Annotated in this window: 22 protein-coding genes and 3 tRNA genes; 17 read left to right on the plus strand and 8 right to left on the minus strand. The window is 64.8% G+C overall.

Annotated elements, in window-relative coordinates; genetic code table 11:
* Positions 1–49: 49 nt before the first annotated feature.
* The gene (gene pckA, locus V6X73_RS05765) at positions 50–1687 is read left to right on the plus strand and encodes a phosphoenolpyruvate carboxykinase (ATP) (protein WP_367958535.1); all 1638 of its coding nucleotides are present in this window, start codon (positions 50–52) and stop codon (positions 1685–1687) included.
* 21 nt (positions 1688–1708) lie between these two features.
* Here the strand turns inward: pckA and V6X73_RS05770 are convergent, their stop codons facing one another.
* On the minus strand, positions 1709–2098 hold the full coding sequence (locus V6X73_RS05770) for a DUF4332 domain-containing protein (protein ID WP_367972412.1): 390 nt from the start codon (positions 2096–2098) through the stop codon (positions 1709–1711).
* Positions 2099–2122: 24 nt separating this feature from the next.
* Positions 2123–3325, minus strand: coding sequence for a lytic murein transglycosylase (locus V6X73_RS05775; RefSeq protein WP_367958533.1), 1203 nt, complete (start codon positions 3323–3325; stop codon positions 2123–2125).
* 75 nt (positions 3326–3400) lie between these two features.
* Between V6X73_RS05775 and V6X73_RS05780 the strand changes: the two genes are divergently transcribed.
* Both V6X73_RS05780 and V6X73_RS05785 read left to right on the plus strand, forming a co-directional pair.
* Positions 3401–3856, plus strand: coding sequence for an FxsA family protein (locus V6X73_RS05780; RefSeq protein ID WP_367958532.1), 456 nt, complete (start codon positions 3401–3403; stop codon positions 3854–3856).
* A gap of 30 nt (positions 3857–3886) precedes the next feature.
* Positions 3887–4807 carry an AEC family transporter gene (locus V6X73_RS05785; RefSeq protein ID WP_367991074.1) on the plus strand — a complete coding sequence of 307 codons (921 nt, stop codon included), beginning with the start codon at positions 3887–3889 and terminating at the stop codon, positions 4805–4807.
* A gap of 59 nt (positions 4808–4866) precedes the next feature.
* Here the strand turns inward: V6X73_RS05785 and V6X73_RS05790 are convergent, their stop codons facing one another.
* Positions 4867–5250: a phasin family protein gene (locus tag V6X73_RS05790; RefSeq protein WP_367958531.1), complete on the minus strand. Its 384-nt coding sequence runs from the start codon at positions 5248–5250 to the stop codon at positions 4867–4869.
* A 177-nt stretch (positions 5251–5427) separates the two neighbouring features.
* On the opposite strand from V6X73_RS05790, the gene V6X73_RS05795 reads away from it, so the two are divergent.
* Positions 5428–7407 (plus strand): mechanosensitive ion channel domain-containing protein, encoded by a 1980-nt coding sequence (locus V6X73_RS05795; protein WP_367958530.1) that lies wholly within the window; start codon positions 5428–5430, stop codon positions 7405–7407.
* Positions 7404–9401, plus strand: a complete 1998-nt coding sequence (locus V6X73_RS05800; RefSeq protein ID WP_367958529.1) for a CocE/NonD family hydrolase — start codon at positions 7404–7406, stop codon at positions 9399–9401. The genes V6X73_RS05795 and V6X73_RS05800 overlap by 4 nt, the downstream gene beginning before the upstream one ends.
* Before the next feature lie 9 nt (positions 9402–9410).
* Here V6X73_RS05800 and tsaA read toward each other — a convergent pair whose 3' ends face one another.
* Entirely contained in the window at positions 9411–10112 is a 702-nt protein-coding gene (tsaA, locus tag V6X73_RS05805) for a tRNA (N6-threonylcarbamoyladenosine(37)-N6)-methyltransferase TrmO (protein ID WP_367958528.1), read from the minus strand.
* A 30-nt stretch (positions 10113–10142) separates the two neighbouring features.
* On the opposite strand from tsaA, the gene cysM reads away from it, so the two are divergent.
* The 4 genes from cysM to V6X73_RS05825 are packed head-to-tail and all read left to right on the plus strand — an operon-like array spanning position 10143 to position 13773.
* Positions 10143–11036, plus strand: coding sequence for a cysteine synthase CysM (gene cysM / locus V6X73_RS05810; protein WP_367958527.1), 894 nt, complete (start codon positions 10143–10145; stop codon positions 11034–11036).
* Positions 11033–11803, plus strand: coding sequence for a 3'-5' exonuclease (locus V6X73_RS05815; RefSeq protein ID WP_367958526.1), 771 nt, complete (start codon positions 11033–11035; stop codon positions 11801–11803). The genes cysM and V6X73_RS05815 overlap by 4 nt, the downstream gene beginning before the upstream one ends.
* Positions 11804–11806: 3 nt before the next feature.
* A complete protein-coding gene (gene rlmD, locus V6X73_RS05820; RefSeq protein WP_367958525.1) occupies positions 11807–13141 on the plus strand; it encodes a 23S rRNA (uracil(1939)-C(5))-methyltransferase RlmD in 1335 nt (444 codons plus the stop codon).
* Positions 13141–13773, plus strand: a complete 633-nt coding sequence (locus V6X73_RS05825; RefSeq protein ID WP_367958523.1) for an NUDIX domain-containing protein — start codon at positions 13141–13143, stop codon at positions 13771–13773. Before rlmD ends, V6X73_RS05825 begins: the two co-directional genes overlap by 1 nt.
* Here the strand turns inward: V6X73_RS05825 and purB are convergent.
* Positions 13706–15088, minus strand: coding sequence for an adenylosuccinate lyase (purB, locus tag V6X73_RS05830; RefSeq protein ID WP_367958522.1), 1383 nt, complete (start codon positions 15086–15088; stop codon positions 13706–13708). The two genes, V6X73_RS05825 and purB, sit on opposite strands and share 68 nt — an antisense overlap.
* A 56-nt stretch (positions 15089–15144) precedes the next feature.
* Here purB and V6X73_RS05835 point away from each other — a divergent pair, with 56 nt between their 5' ends.
* The 6 genes from V6X73_RS05835 to V6X73_RS05860 all read left to right on the plus strand — a co-directional run bounded on the left by V6X73_RS05835 (position 15145) and on the right by V6X73_RS05860 (position 19405).
* On the plus strand, positions 15145–16539 hold the full coding sequence (locus V6X73_RS05835) for a class II fumarate hydratase (protein WP_367958520.1): 1395 nt from the start codon (positions 15145–15147) through the stop codon (positions 16537–16539).
* A gap of 57 nt (positions 16540–16596) precedes the next feature.
* The gene (gene uvrC / locus V6X73_RS05840) at positions 16597–18417 is read left to right on the plus strand and encodes an excinuclease ABC subunit UvrC (protein ID WP_367958519.1); all 1821 of its coding nucleotides are present in this window, start codon (positions 16597–16599) and stop codon (positions 18415–18417) included.
* Between the two features lie 45 nt (positions 18418–18462).
* Entirely contained in the window at positions 18463–19029 is a 567-nt protein-coding gene (pgsA, locus tag V6X73_RS05845; protein WP_367958518.1) for a CDP-diacylglycerol--glycerol-3-phosphate 3-phosphatidyltransferase, read from the plus strand.
* Positions 19030–19065: 36 nt separating this feature from the next.
* Positions 19066–19141: transfer RNA gene (locus V6X73_RS05850), tRNA-Gly, on the plus strand.
* A gap of 100 nt (positions 19142–19241) precedes the next feature.
* Positions 19242–19315, plus strand: a tRNA-Cys gene (locus V6X73_RS05855).
* Between the two features lie 5 nt (positions 19316–19320).
* A tRNA-Leu gene (locus V6X73_RS05860) sits at positions 19321–19405 on the plus strand.
* 30 nt (positions 19406–19435) lie between these two features.
* Here the strand turns inward: V6X73_RS05860 and V6X73_RS05865 are convergent.
* Positions 19436–20464 (minus strand): zinc-dependent alcohol dehydrogenase family protein, encoded by a 1029-nt coding sequence (locus tag V6X73_RS05865; protein ID WP_367958516.1) that lies wholly within the window; start codon positions 20462–20464, stop codon positions 19436–19438.
* 70 nt (positions 20465–20534) lie between these two features.
* Complete coding sequence (locus V6X73_RS05870; protein WP_367958515.1) at positions 20535–21281, minus strand: glycosyltransferase; 747 nt, start codon at positions 21279–21281, stop codon at positions 20535–20537.
* 138 nt (positions 21282–21419) lie between these two features.
* Here V6X73_RS05870 and V6X73_RS05875 point away from each other — a divergent pair, with 138 nt between their 5' ends.
* Both V6X73_RS05875 and folM read left to right on the plus strand, forming a co-directional pair.
* Positions 21420–21764 carry a thiol-disulfide oxidoreductase DCC family protein gene (locus V6X73_RS05875; RefSeq protein ID WP_367958514.1) on the plus strand — a complete coding sequence of 115 codons (345 nt, stop codon included), beginning with the start codon at positions 21420–21422 and terminating at the stop codon, positions 21762–21764.
* 29 nt (positions 21765–21793) lie between these two features.
* Positions 21794–22501, plus strand: a complete 708-nt coding sequence (gene folM / locus V6X73_RS05880) for a dihydromonapterin reductase (protein ID WP_367958513.1) — start codon at positions 21794–21796, stop codon at positions 22499–22501.
* Positions 22502–22504: 3 nt separating this feature from the next.
* Here folM and fabB read toward each other — a convergent pair whose 3' ends face one another.
* Complete coding sequence (gene fabB / locus V6X73_RS05885) at positions 22505–23725, minus strand: beta-ketoacyl-ACP synthase I (protein WP_367958511.1); 1221 nt, start codon at positions 23723–23725, stop codon at positions 22505–22507.
* Between the last annotated feature and the right edge of the window lie 3 nt (positions 23726–23728).

Raw genomic sequence — 23728 nt, forward strand, 5'->3', positions numbered from 1 at the left:
CACGAACATCGCGCGAAAAGCGCGGGGAATGCCGAGGAGATCACCCCCGATGCCTGCCATGGACAACGGCCCACTGGGCCTGACCGGCCCGGTCGTACACAAGGACCCCACCACCGCCATTCTCTACGAACATGCCCTGCGCCATGACCCCGCCGCCACCCTGGCGGACAGCGGCGCACTGGTGGCCCTCTCCGGCGAGAAGACCGGGCGCAGCCCGGGGGATAAACGCATTGTTCGGGAGGCACAAAGCGAAAACGATATCTGGTGGGGTCCGGTCAACCGGGCCTTGACGGGTGAGGCCTTTGCGGCGCTGCGGCAACAGGCGGTGGGGCATCTGGATCGGGCCGAACGGGTCTATGTGGTCGACGGCTGGGCCGGTGCCGATGCCGGCAGCCGGGTGGCCGTTCGGGTAATCTGTGAACGTCCGTATCATGCGCTTTTCATGCGCAATATGCTGATCATGCCGGATGCCGGGGGTCAGCCTGGCTTCGATACGCCTGATGTCACCATCATTAACGCGGGCCGCCACCCGGCGGACACCGGCATTGACGGCGTAGACAGCCCGACGAGTATCGCCCTTAGCTTTGCTCGCGGCGAGTTGGTCATTCTTGGCACCGAGTATGCCGGTGAGATGAAAAAGGGCGTTTTCACCTTAATGAACCACCTCATGCCGGCGCGGGGGATCTTATCGATGCACTGCTCGGCCAATGCCAGTGTGGATGGCCAGGTGTCGCTTTTCTTCGGGCTCTCGGGTACCGGTAAGACCACCTTGTCGGCCGATCCACGCCGACGGCTCATCGGCGATGACGAACATTGCTGGAGCGATCAGGGCATCGCCAATATCGAGGGTGGCTGCTATGCCAAGGTGATCGACCTCTCGCCCGAGGCCGAGCCGCAGATCAGCGCGGCGATCCGCTTCGGCGCCGTTCTTGAGAACGTGGTCCGCGACCCGGACAACGGTGCCATCGATTACAGCGACGACCGGATCACCCAGAACACGCGCTGTGCCTACCCCATCGAGCATGTCGACAACGCGCAATTGCCGGGTGTAGGCGGGCATCCGCGGGATATCATCCTGCTGACCTGTGATGCCTTCAGCGTGCTGCCACCGGTCAGTCGGTTGACTGCCGAGCAGGCGATGTATCACTTCATCAGCGGCTATACGGCCAAGGTCGCCGGCACTGAGATGGGCGTGACCGAGCCTCAGGCCACCTTTTCGGCCTGTTTCGGGGCACCGTTTCTGGTCCGGCATCCCGCCGTCTACGCTCGGATGCTTGCCGAGCGCATCGAGCAGACGGGCTCGCGCGTGTGGATGATCAACACCGGCTGGACGGGCGGGCCTTACGGCATCGGCCGGCGCATCCCGCTGGGGTATACACGCGCCATGATCGATGCCATCCACGACAACGCGCTCGAGTCGGTGGGCTTCTGGACGGACCCCGTCTTTGGTCTGTCGGTGCCGGATCATTGTCCGGGCGTACCCAACGAGGTGCTTGACCCCATGAGTGGCTGGCCCAGCCGTCGCGGCTATCTCGAAGCCGCTGCCGAGCTGGCCGCGTTATTCCACCAAAACTTCGCCGCCTATACCGACGTGGCCGACGCGGCCGTTCAGGCCGCCGGACCGGCCAGCGCCGAACACATCCAACGCGAGACCGCCGAGCCTCAGCCAGCCAGCGCCGCGAAGTAGCCGCCGGCCGGTGTTACCGCGCTAGGGCTGACCCGCGGCCGTGACCCAGGCCGAGACCTGCGACTCCGACACCACGGCCTTGTCGGCTTTGAGCTTTGCCGTCAGCCCGGAAGGATTCGCCGCGGCAAGCTCGGCACGGGTGTGGATGCCCAGTTTGTTGAGTCGTTTTTCCATCGCCGGGCCGATCCCCTTGATGGTGGTCAGATCCTCCGGCGCAGTGGTCGGATCTGAGCCCGCGGACACGGCTTCACCGGCCGGCTCGGACGCCGGCTTGGGCTGTTGCGGCCGGGGGGTTGCCTGCCGGGTGTCCGCCGGGCCGGTGGGATCGGCAGCGTCCCCATTACGGCCAGGCACCCACCACAGCGCCATATCCATCCAGCGTTTGATCAAATCACTCCACATGCTTGCCATCTCCCTGCTGCTTTGCCGTTTGATTCAACCGTCAATTGTATTCGCTCTGACACCCAGCGCGCGCAACGTCTCGGTATCCGGGTAGCCATCGGCGATGAGGCCGGCGGCCTTTTGATAGGTGCGCAGTGCCGCGCGTGTCTGCGGGCCCACCCGGCCGTCAACCGGCCCGGCGTCATGACCCAGGGCATTCAAACGCCGCTGCAGTGCCCGCACGGTGGGGATCGGCATGGCAGGCTGTGCCGGCGGCGGGTTGCGCAGCGCTCCGGCACCCGCCAGCCGATCGGCCAGAAGCCCGACCGAAAGGGCATAGAGCCGGGATGGGTTCCAGCGCATGATGACATCGAAGTTGGGATAGACGAGAAAGGCCGGGCCCTCGACGCCGGCTGGCAGCAGCAGCCGCGCGGGGATGTCCACCGCGGGCAGAGGATTGCCGCTGGCTTTTGTCACCCCCAGATCCGACCAGTCAGCGACGGACTGCTGGTCTTCGAGGCGCGCGAAGTCGAAACCATCGGGCAGCAGCACCTCGCGACCCCAGCGCTCGCCGGGCTGCCAGCCCCGCTCACGCAGAAAGGCCGCGGCCGATTCCATGGCATCCGGCAGACTCTGCCAGAGATCGCGGCGACCGTCGCCATCCGCATCTACCGCGTGGTCGCGGTAGACGCTCGGGAGAAACTGAAAGTTGCCAAGGGCGCCGGCCCACGAGCCAGCCAGCTGGTCGGGCTCGAGCGTACCCTGATCCACCAGCTGCATGGCGGCGATCAACTCGCCGCGGAAAAACTCCCCGCGGCGTCGGTCACAGGCCAGTGTTGCGAGGGACTGGACGGTGTTCATCGTCCCGACAAAACGTCCGTAATTGGTCTCAAGCCCCCAGAACGCCACCAGATACCGGGCCGGCACCCCGTAGTCGCGCTGGATCCGCGCGAGTAGGTCCTGATGGGTTTTCAGCCGCTTTTGACCGGTGCGGATCCGCGACGCACTGACCCTGTTTTTAAGGTATCCCCCCAGGGTGCTGACGAATTCGGGCTGACGACGATCCAGCTCGATGACCCGCGGATTGGGTGTCACACCGGTCAACAGACGATCGGCGGTGGTGGACTGCACGCCCGAGGCGATGGCATCGCTGCGGATCGTCTCTAGACAACGCCCGAACTCTGCGCCGACGGCCTGGGTGGATAGCAACGCCGCGGTGATGAGCACTGAGAGTCGTTGTCCGCAAAGCCTGCGCATGGCACGCCCTCGATCCGTGTTCCGGTCGAGGCAATGTTACCCTTGACACTCTGACAATCCCAGACCGGAGGCGATGTGCCGACACTGCTTGTGCTTTTTGTGACGGTTCCCCTGGCTGAGCTTTTCCTGCTCATCGAGGTCGGGCAAGTGATTGGGGCGCTGCCAACCATCGCGCTGTGCCTTTTGACCGCGATGCTCGGGGCGGCGTTGTTGCGACAGCAAGGACTACAGACGCTCGCCCGGGCCCGGGGCAACCTGGATCAGGGCGCTTTGCCTGCCATCGAACTGCTCGAGGGCGTGGCGCTCGTCATCGGCGGGGTGTTGTTGCTCACCCCCGGTCTGGTCACGGACGGGGTCGGATTCGTCTGCCTTTTGCCGTTTACCCGCTTGTGGCTGGTCCGTCTGGTGCTCGCCCGACTGAGTGTCCGCGTCGGCCCGTCGGGCGGAGGCGGGCCGCAGTCGCCGGGGGCGGGTGACGACCCTCATGTCATCGAGGGCGAGTACGAGCGTCGCGACGAGCATCACCGCTAGGGGGCGCCGGCACTGGTCATCATCGCGCAGATCCTCGCGCCGGTTGTCCTGGTGATTGCGCTGGGCTGGAGCCTGGTCCGGCTCGGATTTCTCTCGAGCACAGCCATGGGCGAGATCAACCGCCTGACCTATTGGGTCGGGCTGCCGGCCCTGCTGGTGGTGCGCATCAGCGATGCGACCCCCTCGTTCGAGCGCCTCGGCGGGCTTTTGGTGGTGCTCTTTGGTGCCACGGCGGCGGTCATCGCGCTTGCCTCGGTGGTCGCCTGGTGGGGGCGGTTGCCAGATCGATCGGCGGTGACGTTTGTCCATGGCGCATTTCGCGGCAATCTGGTCTTTGTCGGGCTGCCGGTGGTGGTTTACGCCTTCGCCAATACCCCGCAGGCCGCGGCCATCGAGGCCTCGGTATTGGTGGCCATTGTCCCGGTGGTGATCGCCTACAACACCCTGGCGGTGACGCTCATGCAGGTCCCCGGGCGGGGTGATCCCCTGGCCGCGCTGCAACGGGTGGGGCGGGGGCTTGTCAGCAACCCCATTCTGCTTGCCACCCTCCTGGGATTGGCGCTTGCGCTGGCCGGCGTGAGGATGCCCACCGCGGTTGACCGCACATTGGCCGCGCTCGGGCAGATGGCCCTGCCATTGGCGCTCATCGGCATCGGTGGCGGACTCTACGCCAGTCGCATGGGACGAGGGCAATATCCGTGGGCATGGGTGGCGGCGCTGATGAAAACCGCCCTGGGGCCGGCGGTGGGTTGGTTGATCGGTCAGTGGGTCGGGCTGGGTGATGCCGAGATGCGCGTTGCGCTGACGTTGCTAGCCTGCCCATCGGCGGCCGCCTCGTATGTGCTTGTCGCACAGATGGACGGGGATGTCCCGCTGATCGCAAGCATCATCCTGCTCAGCCATTTCATGGCGCTGCCGGCGATGATCGGCGTGCTGGCGCTCACCGCGTAGGACAAAAAAAAGCCGCCGGCTTGCGCCGGCGGCCTTCGAGGCCTGATCGGGTGACCTGATCAGTTGGATTTGGTGGCCTTCGCCGCCTCGGTGGCGGTGTCGGTGGCCGTTTTGACGTTGCTCTCGACGAGCTTGCGGGCTTCGTTGACGAAGTCCTGGTTCATGGCGACAACCTTCTCGGCATCACTCTTGACCTTCTCCGAGAGGTCCTTGGCCACTTTCTGCTGCTCTTCGGCGTAGGCCTTGAGCGCCTCGGGATCCTTGATCTCGAGGGCGGCACGGGCCTGCTTCATACCGATCTCGGTGTAGGCCTTGGCCGCCGCCATCTGCGCTTCGATCATACGCTCGGTGTAGTCCACGGCCAGCTTGGCGTAATCACGGCTCGGGCCCATGAACATCTTCTCGGCCTGCTCGGTCATCTTGTCAAAGTTCTCATTCATCATCGCTGAATCCTCTTGTCGGGTTGGTTCCAAGGTCTATTCGACCTTGTTGCGCTGCATCATAACCCACGGGTTTGTGCAGTGCAACAGAAAAATGCCTGATCATGTGAAATTTTTATGAACCCGCCAGGAAGGCGGGGTTGGCGGGCTCTGCTATCCTCTCTCGGGCCAGAGCAGTCAATGAGTATCGAATCCATGGATATCGCTTCTTTCATCAGTGCGGGACGCGAGGGTCTGACGCAGTGGGCCAACATGCTGATTGCCGAGCTCAGCGGCCTGGATCGACTCATCGCCGCGACAGTATCGATGGAAAGCGCTGTCGCCGCCGGGCGTCTGGTGGTTTTTCTCGCCCTGGTGACCGCGGTCAGCCAGCTGACGGCCCGGCGCCCGGGCCGCGCCTTGGCGGGGCTCGAACACTGGGCGCTGGCAAGCCAGGGGGCCATGGCTTCGATCCGCCGCCTGTTGGGGTTGTTGGGCCGCTTGGGTATAGAGACGCTGGGCATTGCCCTGATGCTGGGCGTTGGCTATGCGTTGCTGATGCTTGGCCTTGTCACCGGCGAGGTGCCGCGGGTGGCCGCCCTGCATTATCTATTAGCGCTGGCGATGCTGCGCTCTCTGTCGATGGCAACGCGGGTGGCGCTGGCGCCGGACTACCCGGGGCTTCGGATGGTGCCCCTCGCCGATGCGCCGGCAGCAAGCTGGCAGGCGAGCATCAAGGCATTGTTGCCATTGGCGGTGTTCGGCCTAGTGCTGGTGGTCCCGTCCATCGCCGTCGTGCTGCCGGCGACAGGGCAGCTGCTCGAGGCCATCGTGCTGGCTTTGGTGTTGCTGCAGTTAAAGCGTTTGCTCGCATCGGCCCACCCACCGGTATCGACAGTCATCCGCACACAGCGCGCCCGCACGCCGGGCATGTTGTCGCGAGGGCTGCTCTTTGTCCTGGGGATTGCCTGGCATTGGGGGGTGGGGCTGGCCGCGCTGATCCTTGCCGCCGTTGCGCTGCTGGGCCCGCCCTCGGCGCTGATTGATACCGGGCTTGCGATCGGCGCGACCATTGCCATCGGGCTCCTTGCCGGTCTGCTGGGGCACTGGGTGGGGCTTTTTGCACGCTCGCCCATGCATGTCCCGCCGCCCGCCCGGGCACGACTGCCGATGCTCGAGCAGCGGCTGAGGCATTGGATCCCGCTGATCCAGCGCACCGCCAATGCGCTGATCACCGCGGCAGCTGTTGGGTTGATTGGCCATGTCTGGGGCGTCTGGAACCTCTGGGCCTGGCTGGCGAGTCCCGCCGGCCAGTCGGTGGTCGGGGCCCTGGCGGGGCTTTTGGGGGTGGCCATCCTGTCGCTCGCGGCCTGGCTAGCGGCGGCCAGCTGGATCGAGGATCGGCTCAACCCCGACACTGGAAGCGGTGCGCCCGGGGCGCGCGAGAAGACGTTGCTGGCGCTTTTCCGTAATGCGCTTGCCATTGTCATTGTCACCCTGGGTGTGATGGTGGCGCTCTCCGAGCTGGGGATCGATATCGGTCCGCTGCTTGCCGGCGCCGGTGTCATCGGCCTGGCGGTCGGCTTCGGCGCCCAGAAGCTTGTCCAGGACATCATCACCGGGGTGTTCATCCAGCTCGAGGATGCCATTCACACCGATGATTTCATCACCGCAGCGGGTATCAGCGGGACCGTTGAGCGGTTGAGCATTCGCTCGCTGGGGCTCAGGGATCTGACCGGCACCCTGCATGTGGTGCCTTTCTCGTCGGTGGATACGGTCTCCAATTACACCCGGGATTTTGGCTACCACCTGGGCGAGTACGGGGTCGCCTATCGCGAGAACATCGGCGAGGTGGTGAACCATCTGCACAAGGCCTACGAGCGGCTGAAAGCCGATGAGGCGGTGGGTGATGCGGTCACCGGCGCGCTCGAGGTCGACGGGGTGACGGCGCTGGCCGACAGCTCGGTGAACATCCGCGTGCGCATCCGCACCGCCGCCGGCATGCAGTGGGCGGTGGGGCGTGCTTACAACCGGCTGGTCAAGGAGGTCTTTGACGAGGCGGGCATCGAAATCCCTTATCCGCATATGACGCTTTACTTTGGCGAAGACAAGACGGGGAACGCACCGGCGGCCCGTGTTGCCCTGACACAAGGAGGCAAGCCGGCGGCGGAGGATGAATGACCATCCACATCGATGAGGATCTGCGCATACCCATGGCCGATGGAGTGACGCTCTCGGCACGGCTGTGGCGCCCTGCCGATGCAGTGCGATCGCCGGTGCCAGCGATTGTCGAATACATTCCCTACCGAAAGCGCGACCACACACGCGCCCGCGATGAGACGCTCCATCGCCATTTCGCCGGGCATGGTTATGTCAGCGTGCGGGTCGATCTGCGCGGCAGCGGCGAATCCGGCGGCATCCTTGGTGATGAGTACTGTCAGCAGGAACTCGACGATGGCTATGCCGTGGTGCAATGGCTCGCCGATCAACCCTGGTGTGACGGCCGTGTCGGGATGATCGGTATCTCGTGGGGCGGGTTCAACGGCCTGCAGATTGCCGCCATGCGTCCGCCGGCACTCAAGGCCATCGTCACCGTCTGCTCGAGCGATGATCGCTACGCCGATGACGTTCACTACATGGGTGGATGCCTGCTCGGCGACAACCTCTCGTGGGCGTCGGTGATGTTTGCTTACAACAGCCTCCCCCCTGACCCGGCGCTGCGGGGCGCGGACTGGCGGGCCCAGTGGCATCAGCGGCTTGAGGCCAACGAGCCGTGGCTGATCGAGTGGTTGTCGCACCAGCATCGGGATGCCTACTGGCAACACGGTTCGGTCTGCGAGGACTACAAGGCCATTGAATGCCCGGTGATGGCGGTCAGTGGCTGGGCGGATGGATACACCGACGCGGTGTTCCGGCTGCTCGAGCATCTGCACGTCCCGCGCCAGGGACTGATCGGCCCGTGGAGCCACAAATACCCCCACCAGGGCGTGCCTGGCCCGGCGATAGACTTCCAGGGCGAGACCCTGCGGTGGTGGGACCGCTGGCTGAAAGGCCGGGATACCGGGATTATGGACGAGCCGATGCTGCGCGCCTGGATCCAGGAGGCGGCCGAGCCGGCCACCCGTTACCGTCGCCGGCCGGGGCGTTGGGTGGGCGTAGACACCTGGCCATCCGACGGCATTACCGAGCGCTGGCTCTTTCCAGCGCGCGGAGGGTATCTCGCAGACCAGCCCATGGCGCCCGATGAACAGCCATTCAGCCTCCAGTCACCGCTAAGCCTCGGGCTTTTCGCCGGTAAATGGTGCAGTTACTCGGTGGGCCCGGATCTGCCCTATGATCAACGCGAGGAGGACGGTGGCGCGCTGGTATTCGAGACCGCGCCACTCACCGAGGCCATGGAACTGCTCGGCGCCCCCCGGCTAAGGCTGTGTTTTCAGGTCGACCGGCCGGTCGCCCAGGTGGCGGCGCGGCTCTCGGATGTGGCCCCGGACGGCAAGGCCACCCGGGTGACCTACGGGGTGCGGAACCTCAACCACACCACCGATCATGCCGACTCAGAGGCTCTGACGCCGGGGACGACCTACACCGTCGAGGTCGACCTCAACCATTTGGGCCATCGTTTCTTCGCAGAGCATCGGCTGCGGCTGTCACTGTCGACCTCTTACTGGCCGCTGGCCTGGCCGCCGCCAGAGCCAGTCAATCTCAGCGTCATCGGGTCCGGGACCGCGCTCGCGCTGCCGGTGTGTGATCCATCCAGGGGACTCCAGCCGGTGCGCTTTGCCTCCCCCCCCGCGGATGGCTCGGCGGTGCTCACCCAGCACCAAGAGCCCGAGTACCGGTGGCGGGTTCATCGCGACCTCGAGACATCGGCCTCGGAACTCGAGGTCATCATGGACGAGGGCGAGAAGTATCTGCCCGATGTGGATCTGACCCTGCGTCATCATACCTGGGAGTCTTACCGATCGGTCGCCGATGAGTTTGACAGCATCGAGGGTGAGGTCATCGCCAATCGCGAATTCCACCGCGATGACTGGCGCATTCGCACACGCACCCGGACCTTGCTGCGGTCTGATGCGCAGGCGTTTTACGTGGTCGCCGAGCTGGATGCCTGGGAGGGGGAGGACCGAGTGTTTTCACGCAACTGGCAGCAGCGCATCCCACGAGCCGATGTCTGAGCCACGGCGCTAGGCCTCGCGGGCCGGATCCCGGGGGAAGACCCCGGTGACCCGGGCAGTTTCATCGCGTACCCGCCAGCGCACCTCGTGGCCGAGCAGGATCATGCCGTAGCGCTCGTCGGCCCGACGTCGGTGATAGGCCGGGCGCGGGTCGGCGGCGATGGTCTGCTCGATCAGTCGCACCAGCGACGCACCGTGGCGCATGGCGCTCTGACGGGCGGCCGTCTCCCAGGTCACCGGCAGTTCGTCCGGTGTTTTCTCGAACCCGCTGGGTGGGATGGCCGCCGGGCGGGATTCAATGGCGGGCAGATAGGGCTTGATATCGTAAACCGGGGTGCCATCCATCAGGTCCTGGCCCGAAATGGCCAGGCCCACGGATGGTCCGCTGAGGCGGCCCTCGAGCCGGACCAGTGACAATCCCAGCCGATTGGGCCGATAGGGCGAGCGGGTGGCAAAAACCCCCAGACGCTGATTGCCACCCAGCCGGGGCGGGCGGACGGTTGGTCGCCAGTCACCGGCGGGCATGGCGTGAAAGCCAAAGACAAGCCAGATATCGCTGCAGGCTTCCAGACCGCGCAGCGCCTCAGGGTGGGCATAGGGCGGTGTGAGCACCACTTCGGCTCGGGCCTCGGGCACCAGGCCCGGCTGGCGAGGTGTCCCGAAACGGGCCTCGAAGTCACTGCGGATGGTGGCAATCGGCTCGATCTGCATGGCTAAAGTATAATGATTTACAATTCCTACATGACTTATCCAACCGTTGATCAGTGCGTCGGCAATACCCCCCTGGTGCAGCTCCAGCGACTGGCGGATACCGGATCCAACACGGTGTTGCTCAAGCTCGAGGGCAACAACCCGGCCGGTTCGGTCAAGGATCGCCCGGCGCTTAACATGATCACCCAGGCCGAAGCCCGCGGTGAAATCCGCCCCGGTGATACCCTCATCGAGGCGACCAGCGGCAATACGGGCATCGCGCTGGCGATGGCGGCGGCGGTCAAGGGCTACCGCATGGTGCTGATCATGCCCGAGAACATGACCATGGAACGCCGTGCCTCGATGCGTGCCTACGGCGCCGAGCTGATGCTGGTCACCAAGGACGAGGGCATGGAGGGCGCCCGGGATCTGGCCATGCGCCTGCAGGCCGAAGGCCGCGGCCGGGTGCTGGATCAGTTCGCCAACCCCGATAACTGGGGCGCCCACTACAACGGGACCGGCCCCGAGGTCTGGCGCGACACCGCCGGGACGGTCACCCATTTTGTGGCCTCGATGGGGACGACCGGCACCACCATGGGCGTCTCGCGCTATCTCAAAGCGCAGAACCCCGCCATCCAGATCATCGGTGCCCAGCCCCGTGAGGGCGCCAGCATTCCGGGGATTCGCAAATGGCCCGAGGCCTACCTGCCGGCCATCTATGAATCGCACCGGGTAGACCGTGTCGTGGAGGTTGCCCAGCACGAGGCCGAGGAGATGACCCGGCGGCTTGCCGCCGAGGAAGGGATTCTTGCCGGCATCTCCAGTGGCGGGACCCTCTGGGCGGCGCTGCAGATCGCCCGCGAGCTCGAGAATGCCACCATCGTGAGCATTGTCTGCGACCGGGGCGATCGCTATCTCTCAAGCGGCGTCTTTCCGGATCGATGAACATCTTCGCCTTTGACATCGAGACCGTCCCCGATGTCGCCGGCGGCCGGCGGCTCCACGGACTCGATGGGCTGGACGATCATGATGCCGCCGAGGCCATGCTCGCGCTGCGGCGCGAAGAGGCCGGCAACGATTTCCTGCGTCTGCCCCTACACCGGATCGTGGTGATTTCGGTGGCGGCGAAAATCGGCGAGAAATTCACCGTCTTCTCGCTGGGGGAGGGCGGCAATGACGAGGCCTCACTCATCGAGCGTTTCTTTGACGGCATCGAGCGCTACGTCCCGCGTCTGGTGAGCTGGAATGGCGGCGGGTTTGACCTGCCGGTATTGCATTACCGGGCGTTGATGCATGGCATCAGCGCGCCGCGCTACTGGGACACCGGCGACCAGGACCGGAGCTTTCGGTACAACAACTACCACAATCGCTTCCACGACCGGCATACCGATTTAATGGATGTCCTGGCGGGGTTTTCGGCCCGGGCGGTGGCACCGCTCGATCAGGTCGCCACGCTGTGCGGATTCCCGGGCAAGCTGGGCATGAGCGGCGCGGCGGTGCGCGAACATATCGAGCAAGGCGACTTTGCCGCGGTGCGTGATTATTGCGAACACGATGTGCTCAATACCTATCTGCTGTGGTTGCGCTTCGAGTGGATGCGCGGCGGCCTGGACGCCAGTGGCTATGAGACCGAGTGCCGGCGACTCCGCGATGCACTGACCGAGGCCGACAAGCCGCATTTGAACCGTTTTCTCGAAGCCTGGGACCGCTGAACGATGGGCGGACGGCGTGGTCGGCGGCTGCCCAAAGAGCCCGTGACGTTCGATATTGAGACGCTCAGTCATGAGGGCCGGGGGATTGCGCATCACAATGGGCGTGTGGCGTTTATCCAGGGCGCGCTGCCGGGGGAGACGGTCGATGCAAAGATCCACAAGCGCCGCCGGCAGCAGGATGAAGGCCAGGCCCTCTCGGTACACGAGCCGGCGGCCGAGCGCGTCGACCCACCTTGTCCCCATGCCGGTGTCTGCGGCGGTTGCAGCCTGCAGCATCTCGACCCCGAGGCGCAGATCCGGCACAAGGCGCAAAGCCTGGAGAGTCTGCTGACGCGCACCGGCGGCGTGACACCCGAGCGCTGGCTGGCGCCGATCACCGGCCCGGTCCAGGGTTATCGGCGTCGGGCACGCCTGGGGGTCAAATATGTCCCGCGCAAGGGCGACCGGGTCCTGGTGGGGTTTCGCGAGCGCTTCAGCCCCTTTATCGCCGATATCGACAGCTGCGATGTGCTCGACGAGCGGGTCGGCGCGCTGTTGCCGGCGCTATCCACATTGATTCGCGGCCTGAGCATTCCGGACCGGATTGCGCAGATCGAAGTCGCCGCCGGCGATGATGCCGTCGGCCTTGTCTTTCGTAACCTGCGGACGCTATCCGCCGGCGACCGGGAGGCGCTGATTGCCTTCGGGAAGACGCACGGCGTGCGGGTCTATGAGCAACCCGGCAACGAGCAGACCGTCGCCCCCATCGGTCATGGGCATGAACGGCTGCACTACGCGCTGCCGGCGTTCGAGTTGACGTTTGCTTTTGCCCCCACCGACTTCACCCAGGTCAATGCGGCGATCAACCGGGCGATGGTCAACCAGGCGGTGGAGCTGCTGGCCCCGGTGCCGGACAGTCGTGTCCTGGACCTTTTCTGTGGGCTTGGCAACTTTACCCTGCCGTTGGCGACACGGGCCGGTGAGGTGATCGGTCTCGAGGGTGAAGAGGCCCTGGTCGCCCGCGGCCAGGAAAACGCGGCCGCCAATGGTATGGCCAATACCCGTTTCGCCGCGGCGGATCTGACCCAACTCAGCCCCAGCGCCGAGTGGCTGGGTGGGCCGGTGGATCGGGTGCTGCTCGACCCGCCCCGGTCCGGCGCACTGGAAGTGCTGCCCGGCATCGCTCGGCTGGCGCCGCAGCGTATTGTCTATGTCTCCTGCGGGCCGGCCACCCTCGCCCGGGATGCCGGCATCCTGGTGCATGAGCATGGCTACCGGCTGGAACAGGTGGGCCTGATGGATATGTTTCCGCACACCGGCCACGCCGAAGCGATGGCCGTTTTCTCCCGGGGCCGATGATGAGTCGCGACTACGAGATCCTCAAACGCGAAATTGCCTATGACGGCTATTTCCGTATCAGTCGCTTTACGCTGCGCCACGCGCTTTTCGCCGGCGGCCAGACCCCGCCGATCGTGCGCGAGCGCTTCGAACGCGGCCATGCTGTCGGGGTGTTGCCCTATGACCCCTGGCATGACCGGGTGGTACTGGTCGAGCAGTTCCGTATCGGTGCACTGGATACGGGAATGGGGCCATGGTTGCTGGAGACCGTCGCCGGGATGGTCGAGCCCGGTGAGTCGGCCGAGCAGGTGGCGCGCCGGGAAACCCGCGAGGAGGCCAATTGCCGCCTTGGCGAGCTCGAGCTAATCGCCCGCTATCTGGTCAGCCCCGGCGGCAGCTCGCAGACCGTGCATCTGTTCGCCGCCCCGGTGGACAGTCGCGACCTGCAGCGCGACGGCCACGGCAACGACGACGAGGCCGAGGACATCCGTCTGCATGTGCTACCGGCGGACGAGGCGATCGCCATGCTCGATCACGGCGGCATCGAGGCGGCCATGCCGATCATCGCGCTGCAGTGGTTGGCGCTCAACCGCGATCGCCTGCGAGATCGTTGGCAAGCCGCGCCGCCAGCCCCGTATAACGGGCCGGAGTAAGCTCTCGAAGCCCGGCGCGTACGGCCTCGGGCAGCGGCAGCTCGTCAACAAAGGCCTTGAGCGCGGCCTGATCCACCCGTTTGCCACGGGTCAGTGCCTTGAGCTTTTCGTAAGGGGCGTCGATGCCATGGCGGCGCATGACCGTTTGAATGGCCTCGGCGAGGACTTCCCAGTTGGCGTCGAGATCTTCGGCGAGTCGGGCCTCATCCACGGCAAGCTTGCCCAGCCCGCGCATCATCGCCTCGTAGCCGATCACGCTGTGGGCAAGGCCAACGCCGATATTCCGCAGCACGGTCGAGTCGGTGAGATCGCGCTGGTAACGCGAGACCGGCAGCTTGCGCGCCAGGTGATCAAGCAGCGCATTGGCGATGCCGAAGTTGCCCTCGGCGTTTTCAAAATCGATGGGATTGACCTTGTGGGGCATGGTCGACGAGCCCACTTCGCCCTCCACCAGGCGCTGGCGGAAATACCCGAACGCGATGTAGCCCCAGAGGTCGCGGACCAGATCGATACCAATGGTGTTGATTCGCCCCAGCGCATCGAAGAGCTCGGCGATCCCGTCATGGGGTTCGATCTGTGTGGTATAGGCGTTCCAGTCGAGCCCCAGGTTTTCGATGTAACGCCTTGAAAAAGCGACCCAATCGATCTCGGGGTAGGCGCTGATATGGGCATTGAAATTGCCTACGGCGCCGTTGATCTTGCCAAGGATCGGTGTTGCGGCGAGTTGGTCGCGCTGACGTTGCAGTCGGGCCAGGACGTTGGCGAATTCCTTGCCCAGGGTGGTGGGCGAGGCGGGCTGGCCGTGGGTGCGGGCGAGCATGGGCAGATCGGCGTATTCGACCACCCGGTCTTTAAGATGGTGGATGATTTGATCGATGGCCGGAAGCAGTACATCATTCCGCGCGCTGCGCAGCATCAGTGCATAGGCGAGGTTGTTGATGTCCTCGGAGGTGCAGGCGAAGTGGACGAATTCGCGGATGGCCGCCAGTTCGGGGTAGTCGGCCATGGACTCTTTGATGTAGTACTCGACCGCCTTGACGTCATGATTGGTGGTCGATTCGATGGCCTTGATGCGCGCCGCGGCGGTCTCGTCGAATCCAGTGGCGATGGCGGTGAGCGCCCGCGCGGCGCCGTCGCTTAGGGGCGGCACCTCGGCAATGCCGGGTTCGGCGGCGAGGGCCTTGAGCCATTCCACCTCCACCATTACCCGGTGGCGGATGAGGCCGTATTCGCTGACCAGTGGCTGCAGCGCCTCGGTCTTGCGACCATAGCGACCGTCGATGGGAGAGATGGCGGTGAGTTGACAGAGCTCCATGGGCACCGATCCGTCATTGATGAAAACAACAGTTTACTAAAAGCCTGGAGAGGATGATGAGCGATAAAGGATTCCGGATCGAAAAGGACAGCATGGGCGAGCTGCAGGTGCCCGCCGAGGCCCTCTATGGCGCCCAGACCCAGCGCGCGGTGGACAACTTTGGCATCAGCGGCATGCCCATGCCGCGACGGTTCATTCAGGCACTGGGGTTGATCAAGGCCAGCACCGCCGAGGCCAACCAGACGCTGGGGGATCTGGATGCCGATATCGCCAGGGCCATCATCGGGGCCGCCGACGCCGTCGCCGCCGGTGATCATGATGCGCATTTTCCGGTGGATGTGTTCCAGACCGGCTCGGGCACCAGCAGCAACATGAATGCCAACGAGGTGATCGCCCATCTGGCCACCCAGTCGCTGGGCCGGGATGTCCACCCCAATGACCACGTCAACATGAGCCAGAGCAGCAACGATGTCATCCCGACGGCGATCCATGTGGCCGCAGCGGTGGCCTGCGCCGAAGAACTGCTCCCGGCACTGGACCACCTGGCCGGCACGCTGGAGGCCCGGGCGGCGGAGTTGGTTGATGTGACCACCACCGGGCGGACCCATTTGATGGACGCCATGCCGGTTTCGCTGGGCCAGGAAGTCGGCGGCTGGGCACAGCAGATTCGTCTGGGTGAAGCGCGGGTGCGCGACGCCCTCAACCGGGTGCAGGCCCTTGCCCAGGGGGGCACGGCGGTCGGCACCGGCATCAATGCCCGGCCGGCCTTTGGCCGCCAGGTGGCCGATGCCCTGTCACGCCGTACAGGAGTCGCCTTTCGTGAAAGCGATAATCGCTTCGAGAGCCTCTCCAGCCAGGATGCCGCCGTTGAGCTCTCGGGCCAGCTCAAGGTGGTCGCCGTCAGTCTGATGAAAATCAGCAACGACCTTCGCTGGATGAACTCCGGGCCACTGGCCGGTCTCGGTGAGATCGCCCTGCCGGCGCTTCAGCCGGGGAGCAGCATCATGCCGGGCAAGGTCAATCCGGTCATCCCCGAGGCGGTGGCCCAGGTGGCCGCCCAGGTGATCGGCAACGACACCACCATCACCGTGGCCGGACAGTCGGGCAACTTCCAGCTCAATGTGATGCTGCCGGTGGTGGCACAGAACCTACTACAGAGCATTCATGTCCTCGCCGGCGGGGCCCGGGCCCTGGCCGACCGGGCGGTGGCCGGGTTTACGGTCAACCAGGACCGCCTCGAGGCTGCGTTGGGCCGCAATCCCATCCTGGTGACGGCGCTCAATACCGTGATCGGCTATGAGCTGGGCGCGACCATCGCCAAGCGGGCTTACGCCGAGGGCCGCCCGCTGATGGAGCTCGCCCGCGAGATGACCGACCTCTCTGATGCCGATCTCGAGCGGCTGCTCGACCCCCGGGCGCTGACCGAGGGGGGCATTCCCGGCGCCGAGTAGGCGGTCAAGCCGCCCCGGATGGATCGAAAGCCATCCGGGGCGCGCTACAATGAGGCCATGACTACGGCAGCGGCATTCGACCCGGACCCTATCCTCAAAACTCTGCCCACCGGGCCGGGCGTCTATCGCATGTTCGGGGCCGATGGCACGGTCATCTACGTGGGCAAGGCCCGAAATCTCAAACGCCGGGTCAGTAGTTACTTTCGCAAGGGCGCCCACAATGCCAAGACCCAGGCGCTGGTCGGGCAGGTGGCCGATCTGCAGGTCACCGTCACCCACACCGAGGCCGAGGCGCTGATCCTCGAGAACAATCTGATCAAGGAACACCGGCCGCGCTACAACGTGCTGCTGCGTGACGACAAGACCTACCCGTACATCCACCTATCGACCCAGCAAGACTTTCCGCGGCTGTCCTTTCACCGTGGACAGCGCCGCGGCGAGGGCCGCTATTTCGGCCCGTTTCCGTCGGCCGGCGCGGTGCGTGAAACCCTCAACCACCTGCAACGCGTCTTTCCGGTCCGTCAGTGTCGGGACAGCTACTACCGGCACCGCTCGCGGCCGTGTCTTCAACACCAGATCGGACGCTGTACTGCCCCCTGCGTGGGCCTGATCAACCAGCAGGACTACGCCCGGGATGTCCGCCATGTCGAGATGTTTCTCTCGGGTCAGAGCAACGAGGTCATCGACGAGCTGGTCGGGCGCATGGAAGCGGCAGCGGAGTCGCTGGATTTCGAGACCGCCGCCCGGCTGCGGGATCGCATCACCAGCCTTCGGCGCATCCAGGAGCGACAGTACGTCTCCGGCGCCCGAGGGGATGTGGATGTGCTGGCCTGCCGCATCCGCGAGCAGACTGCCTGCGTGCAGGTCTTTGTCATCCGCGATGGCCAGAATCTGGGCAATCGCAGCTACTTTCCGAAGGCCCCGCCAGAGACCACGCCCGAGGAGGTACTGGGCGCTTTTATCGCCCGTCACTACCTCGGCCAGGAGACCCCGGGGGAGCTATTGGTCAGCCACGAGCTGCCCGACAGCGAGCTGCTCGAGGAAGCCCTCGGCAATGACGCCGGCCATCGGGTGCGCATCTCGGCGCGGCTGCGGGGTGAGCGGCGACGCTGGATGACCCTGGCCGAGCGCAATGCCGAACACGCGCTCAGCGCCCGGATGAGCAACGAGCAGGCCATGGAGCGGCGCTTTGAAGACCTGCAGGCCGCGCTCGATCTCGAGACCATTCCCGACCGGATCGAGTGTTTTGATATCTCCCACACCCGAGGCGAGGCCACCGTGGCCTCCTGTGTGGTCTTTGGCCGGGAGGGGCCGATCAAAGAGGACTATCGGCGCTTTAACATCGACGGGATCACCGGCGGTGATGACTACGCAGCGATGCGTCAGGCGCTCGAGCGGCGCTATCGGCGGCTCAAAGAAGAGGCGGGCGAGCTGCCCGATCTGCTTTTGATTGATGGCGGTGCCGGGCAGCTGGCCCAGGCCGAAGGCATCCTCGAGGATCTGCAGATCGAAGGGGTCACGGCGGTGGGCATCGCCAAGGGGCCTCGCCGGCGACCCGGCGAGGAGGTCCTGATGATCGCCGGTCGTGATGGCACGATCCGTCTGCCCCCCGAGTCGCCGGCATTGCATGTACTGCAGCAGGCCCGCGACGAGGCGCATCGGTTTGCGATTACCGGGCATCGCTCGCGGCGCGGCAAATCCCGTCAGGCTTCGACGCTTGAGGAAATCCCGGGGCTTGGCCCCAAACGACGCCAGGCGTTGATGAAGCAATTCGGTGGGTTGAAAGGGATGAAACGCGCCGGCGTGGAAGACCTCGTCCGGGTCAATGGCGTGAGCAAGGCGCTTGCCGAGCGCATTCATGCCCATCTCAATGGCTAGCCGCCGGTCACTGCATGGCGGCTTTTGCATGATAATCTGCCGGGCATGAAACCGACGCTGCCCAATATCCTCACCTGGCTGCGGATTGTGTTGATTCCGGTGCTTGGGCTGCTTTTTCTCTTGCCCACGCCCTGGGCCAACGCGGCGGCAGCGGTGGTTTTTGCGCTTGCCAGCGTGACCGATTGGCTGGATGGCTATCTGGCGCGGCGCTGGAACCAGACCTCGCCGTTTGGGGCGTTTCTCGATCCGGTGGCCGATAAGCTCATCGTCGCGGTGGCATTGATCATTGTGGTAGTCGAGACACCCGGTGCGCTCACGGCGATCCCGGCGGCGGTCATCATTGGCCGTGAGATCGCGGTATCCGCCTTGCGCGAATGGATGGCCGAGCTCGGCCAGCGATCGAGTGTGGCGGTGGGCATGACCGGCAAGATCAAGACCGCAGCGCAGATGATCGCCATTGTGCTGTTGCTCTATCGCAACGAGCTCTGGGGGATACCCGCCTGGCCGGTGGGGCTGGTGCTTTTGTACGCCGCTGCCGGGCTGACCCTGTATTCGATGGTGCTCTATCTGCGCGGCGCGATCCGGACCCTGGACGGGCTGTCACAGGGTTGACAGAAAAGCGGTGCGCACTAGAATGACGGCTCTGTTGCGGGAATAGCTCAGTTGGTAGAGCACAACCTTGCCAAGGTTGGGGTCGCGAGTTCGAGTCTCGTTTCCCGCTCCAAGACATCACCCCGACCGGATCCGGTCGGGGTTTTTTGTTTCGGGGATGTCAGCCCGGGCATCGCCAGCTGGTGTGCCGGTTGCTATGATCGGGCCTCGTTGGCTAGGTGGCAGAGTGGTGATGCAGCGGCCTGCAAAGCCGTGTACGCCGGTTCGATTCCGGCCCTAGCCTCCATCAATGCCCGGATGGCGGAACTGGTAGACGCACGGGACTTAAAATCCCGAGGCCTTGGCCGTGTGGGTTCGAGTCCCACTCCGGGCACCATCGATCCCACCCCCGGGCATCACCAATCGCCTACGCGGTCAGGATCATCTTGATCGCTTTCTTTCTGGCGGCATCGCCGAACACATCATAGGCGGTCTCGATCTCATCAAGTTTGAAGTGATGGGTGATCAGGCTTTTTGCATCGACCCCACCGGATTCGAGGATGCGCATCAGCACCGGGATGGTGTTGGTATTCACCAGCCCGGTGCGGATGGTCACGTTCTGGATCCACAGGTTCTGGATTTGCAGATCCACGCTGGTGCCATGCACGCCGATATTGGCGATGTGGCCGCCGGCGCGGACGATGCGCTGACAGGTGTCGAATGTCTCGGGAATGCCCACGGCCTCCATGGCGACATCGACCCCTTCACCGTCGGTCATCTCCATGACCGCGTCCACCGGATCGGCCGTGAGGGTGTCGGTGGCACCCAGCTGCCGCGCCGTCTCGAGGCGGTTTTCATCCGGGTCGATGACAATGATACGCGCCGGAGAATAAAAGCGTGCCGTGAGCAAAGCGGCAAGGCCGATGGGTCCGGCCCCGACGATGGCCACGGTATCCCCCAGTCCGACCTCGCCATTGAGCGCCCCAATCTCATGGCCGGTGGGCAGGATGTCGCTGAGCATCACCGCCGACTCATTATCCAGACCATCGGGCAACTTATAGAGGCTGTTGTCCGCATGGGGGATACGCACCCCCTCGGCTTGGGTGCCGTCGATCCGATGGCCGAGGATCCAGCCACCATCCCGGCAATGGGAATACATCCCCTGCTTGCAGTAGTCACAGCGACCGCAGGAGGTGATACACGAAATCAATACCTGGTCACCGGGACTGAGTGTGGCCACGCCATCGCCGACGGACTCGATCACGCCGACGCCCTCGTGGCCGAGGGTCCGGCCGGGTTCGCAGGTCGGCACATCGCCCTTGAGGATGTGCAGATCCGTGCCGCAAATGGTTGTGTGACTGATCCGGACCACCGCATCGGTGGGCTGCTCGATCGCCGGGTCGGGTTTATCTTGCCATTGGCGTTTTCCCGGGCCGTGATAGACGAGTGCTTTCATGACAGTCCTCTCTCGTTGGCATGTGTGCGACGAGGGTAGACAAGCTTGACCGCCGCTGTGTTGCGCTGGATCAGTCCTTCTGGCGGTTGCTCGACGCCCGCGTCGGTCGTCGATACCAGAACCAGGTCAAGCGCCGGAAACGGCCCGCCCAGGGGAAAAGCACAAAAGTCAGCAGCACCAACCCATGCTGCCACGGCCGAAACCACTCTAGCTTGCGCGCCGAGCTGACGACCGGCGGGGTGTCGAGCACCGCAAAACGCAATCCACGATGCCGGGCCAGACGTCGCAGCCGGCGTGAGTAGTCGATCTCTTCGCCGGCATAGACCTTTTCGCTGAAGCCGCCTGCCATTGCGTGCAGATCGGCGCGGACAAAGACAAAGCAGCCCGCGGCCAGATGCAGCCGGCGGGCGAGGGCATTCCATGCCGCCAGCCCGCGGCGCTGCAGCAGGCCATCGATCCGGTAGAATGCGATCGGCGCGCCGCCGCCGGCCCAGTCGGCATCGAGCCGGCTTTTGACCGCCTCGAGGTGGATGGCCTGCACCCGGGTATCGGCATCCACGAACACCAGCCCGGGTGCCTGTGCCGCCCGCGCACCGGTGTTGCGCACCCGGGCGATACGCCGTTCGGGTTCGTCGACCACCCGGGCGCCATGATCATGGGCGATGGCCCGAGTGGCATCCGTCGAGGCGTTATCCACGACGATGATCTCCACCGGGATGTTGGCCTGGCCTGCGCTTTGCCTCGCGGCCTTGAGGGTATCGGCGAGGTAGTCAGCCTCGTTCCATGCCGGGACGATGATCGAAAGCTCGGGTGACATCAGCTCCTCAACGTCGTGGGTGGCTGGGACGCACTGCGGGGCGCAGGAGCGACCGGACGACTGTGTGGTCGGCCGCGAGGCGCGGACCGCGCCCGACCGGATACCGCTCGGTCGCCTGTCCGTGCCACCATACAGGGTATGACTCAGCAACGACTCTTCTACGACGGCAGCTGCGGGCTGTGCCGGCGCGAGATCGAACATCTGCGCGGCCGCCTCGAGCCCAACCTCGAACTGGTGGATATCAGCGCGCCGGCGTTCGAGCCGCCCGCCGGCTATACCCTGGCGGCGATGATGGAGCGTATCCATCTGGACGATGGCGAGCGCATGCATGTGGGCCTGCCCGCATCGCTTGTCTACTGGCGCCTGGCCGGTGGCGGGTTTCGGCTGCTGGCGGCGGTGATGCGTCTGCCCGGGATTTATGCACTGGCCAATCGGGCCTACAACGCTTGGGCGGCCTGGCGTCTGCGCGGCCGGGCATGCTAATTAAATCAATGGTTTAAGCGGGGTTTTTCATGAGCGCTCCCATTCTTGTGACCGGTGGCGGACAGCGGATCGGCCTGGCGTTTGCCCGGCATTGTCTGGCGCGCAACCAGCCGATCATCGTCAGCTACCGCACCCGTCGACCGGCGGTGGATGCGCTGGAAAACGCCGGCGCCTGCTGTTTGCATGCCGATTTTGCCACCGATACGGGGATTACCACGTTCATCGATCAGGTCCGCGAAGAGACTGACACCCTGCGGGCGATCATACACAACGCCTCGGACTGGATGCCCGAGCGGCCGGAGACCGATCCGGCCGAGGTCATGACGGCAATGCTCCAGATCCACACCATGACGCCATACCGGATCAACCTCGCCTGTCGCGATTTGCTCGAGCAAAGCGACCACGGCGCGGATATCGTGCATATGACCGATTATGTCGTGGAGAAGGGCAGCGCCAAGCACATCGCCTATGCCGCGAGCAAAGCCGCCCTCGAGAACCTGACCCTGTCCTTTGCCCGGCTGCTTGCGCCCAGTATCAAGGTCAACAGCATCGCCCCGTCGCTTGTGATGTTCAACGACGGCGACAGCGAGGCCTATCGCGAGAAAACCTTAAAGAAATCCCTTTTGGGGATCGCGCCGGGCGAGGGCGCGGCGGTGGAGGCGCTACAGTTTCTGCTGGATAACCCGTATGTTACTGGCCGGCGGATCGGCCTGGACGGCGGACGGCACCTGGTCTAGGCCTTAGCCTATGTAGCGCTTGAAGGCGAGGGTGGCGTTAGTCCCGCCAAAGCCAAAGCTGTTACTCAGCACAAGATCCAGCGTCTGGCAGTTCCGGGTCTCGGTGACCACCGGCAACCCCTGGGCGGCTTCATCCAGGTTGTCGACGTTGGCGGTCCCGGCGATGAAGTCGTTTTGCATCATTAGCAGCGCGTAAATCGCCTCCTGGACCCCGGCGGCGCCGAGGGAGTGCCCGGTCAGCGATTTGGTCGAGCTCACCGGCGGCAGATCGTCACCAAAGACGTTCTGCAGCGCTTTAAGCTCGGTGATATCGCCGGCAGGGGTGCTGGTGCCATGGGCATTGATGTAGTCAACCGATCGGTCGCCCGCCATCTCAAGGGCGATCTGAATGCAACGCTCGGCCCCTTCGCCCGAGGGCGCGACCATGTCGTAGCCATCCGAGGTGGCGCCATAGCCGATCAGCTCGGCAAGGATTTTGGCGCCCCGGGCCTGGGCATGTTCGAGGCTTTCCAATACCAGCATGCCGCCACCGCCGGCGATGACAAAGCCATCCCGATCCCGGTCGAATGGCCGCGATGCGCGGGCCGGTGTTTCGTTGTAGCCCGTCGACAGCGCCCCCATGGCATCGAAGAGCATCGTCAGTGACCAGTGCTCTTCCTCGCCGCCACCGGCAAAGACCACATCCTGTTTGCCCAGCTGGATCTGCTCCATGGCCGCGCCAATGCAATGCGCACTGGTCGCGCAGGCCGAGGAAATGCTGTAGTTGACCCCCTTGATGGCGAACGGCGTAGCCAGGCAGGCCGAGGTGGTGCTGCCCATCACTTTGGGCACCGCGAAGGCCCCGATCTTGCGCACGCCCCGCTCACGCAGGATATCCGCGGCCTTGACCACATGCTCGGTCGACGCGCCCCCCGAGCCGACGATCAGCCCGGTCCGGGGGTTGGAGACCTGTGCGTCGGTCAGTCCCGACTGGGCAATGGCCTGGTCCATGGCGACATAGGCGAACCCGGCCGCATCCCCCATGAAGCGACGGGCCCGGCGAGGGACGCGCTCATCGAGATCGATATCGACCTGGCCTGCCACCTGGCTTCGCAGGCCATAGTCGGCATAGTCTTCGCTATGACGGATGCCGGAGCGTCCCTGACGCAGGGCGTCGGTAACGCTTGCCCGATCATTGCCGAGGCAGGAGACGATGCCCATGCCTGTGACCACCACTCGCCGCACGAC

The sequence above is a fragment of the Spiribacter pallidus genome, assembly GCF_040838495.1.
In the GTDB taxonomy this organism is placed as follows: Bacteria; Pseudomonadota; Gammaproteobacteria; order Nitrococcales; family Nitrococcaceae; genus Spiribacter; species Spiribacter pallidus.

Excerpts from the sequence above, each read along its gene's own strand:
- rlmD (WP_367958525.1), top strand. The coding sequence starts at position 11,807 with ATGGGCGGACGGCGTGGTCGGCGGCTGCCCAAAGAGCCCGTGACGTTC.
- V6X73_RS05825 (WP_367958523.1), top strand. The coding sequence starts at position 13,141 with ATGAGTCGCGACTACGAGATCCTCAAACGCGAAATTGCCTATGACGGC.
- V6X73_RS05790 (WP_367958531.1), bottom strand. The coding sequence starts at position 5,250 with ATGATGAATGAGAACTTTGACAAGATGACCGAGCAGGCCGAGAAGATG.
- folM (WP_367958513.1), top strand. The coding sequence starts at position 21,794 with ATGAGCGCTCCCATTCTTGTGACCGGTGGCGGACAGCGGATCGGCCTG.
- V6X73_RS05795 (WP_367958530.1), top strand. The coding sequence starts at position 5,428 with ATGAGTATCGAATCCATGGATATCGCTTCTTTCATCAGTGCGGGACGC.
- V6X73_RS05875 (WP_367958514.1), top strand. The coding sequence starts at position 21,420 with ATGACTCAGCAACGACTCTTCTACGACGGCAGCTGCGGGCTGTGCCGG.
- cysM (WP_367958527.1), top strand. The coding sequence starts at position 10,143 with ATGACTTATCCAACCGTTGATCAGTGCGTCGGCAATACCCCCCTGGTG.
- V6X73_RS05835 (WP_367958520.1), top strand. The coding sequence starts at position 15,145 with ATGAGCGATAAAGGATTCCGGATCGAAAAGGACAGCATGGGCGAGCTG.
- pckA (WP_367958535.1), top strand. The coding sequence starts at position 50 with ATGCCTGCCATGGACAACGGCCCACTGGGCCTGACCGGCCCGGTCGTA.
- uvrC (WP_367958519.1), top strand. The coding sequence starts at position 16,597 with ATGACTACGGCAGCGGCATTCGACCCGGACCCTATCCTCAAAACTCTG.
- pgsA (WP_367958518.1), top strand. The coding sequence starts at position 18,463 with ATGAAACCGACGCTGCCCAATATCCTCACCTGGCTGCGGATTGTGTTG.
- V6X73_RS05800 (WP_367958529.1), top strand. The coding sequence starts at position 7,404 with ATGACCATCCACATCGATGAGGATCTGCGCATACCCATGGCCGATGGA.
- V6X73_RS05865 (WP_367958516.1), bottom strand. The coding sequence starts at position 20,464 with ATGAAAGCACTCGTCTATCACGGCCCGGGAAAACGCCAATGGCAAGAT.
- purB (WP_367958522.1), bottom strand. The coding sequence starts at position 15,088 with ATGGAGCTCTGTCAACTCACCGCCATCTCTCCCATCGACGGTCGCTAT.
- V6X73_RS05815 (WP_367958526.1), top strand. The coding sequence starts at position 11,033 with ATGAACATCTTCGCCTTTGACATCGAGACCGTCCCCGATGTCGCCGGC.
- V6X73_RS05775 (WP_367958533.1), bottom strand. The coding sequence starts at position 3,325 with ATGCGCAGGCTTTGCGGACAACGACTCTCAGTGCTCATCACCGCGGCG.
- V6X73_RS05870 (WP_367958515.1), bottom strand. The coding sequence starts at position 21,281 with ATGTCACCCGAGCTTTCGATCATCGTCCCGGCATGGAACGAGGCTGAC.
- tsaA (WP_367958528.1), bottom strand. The coding sequence starts at position 10,112 with ATGCAGATCGAGCCGATTGCCACCATCCGCAGTGACTTCGAGGCCCGT.
- V6X73_RS05770 (WP_367972412.1), bottom strand. The coding sequence starts at position 2,098 with ATGGCAAGCATGTGGAGTGATTTGATCAAACGCTGGATGGATATGGCG.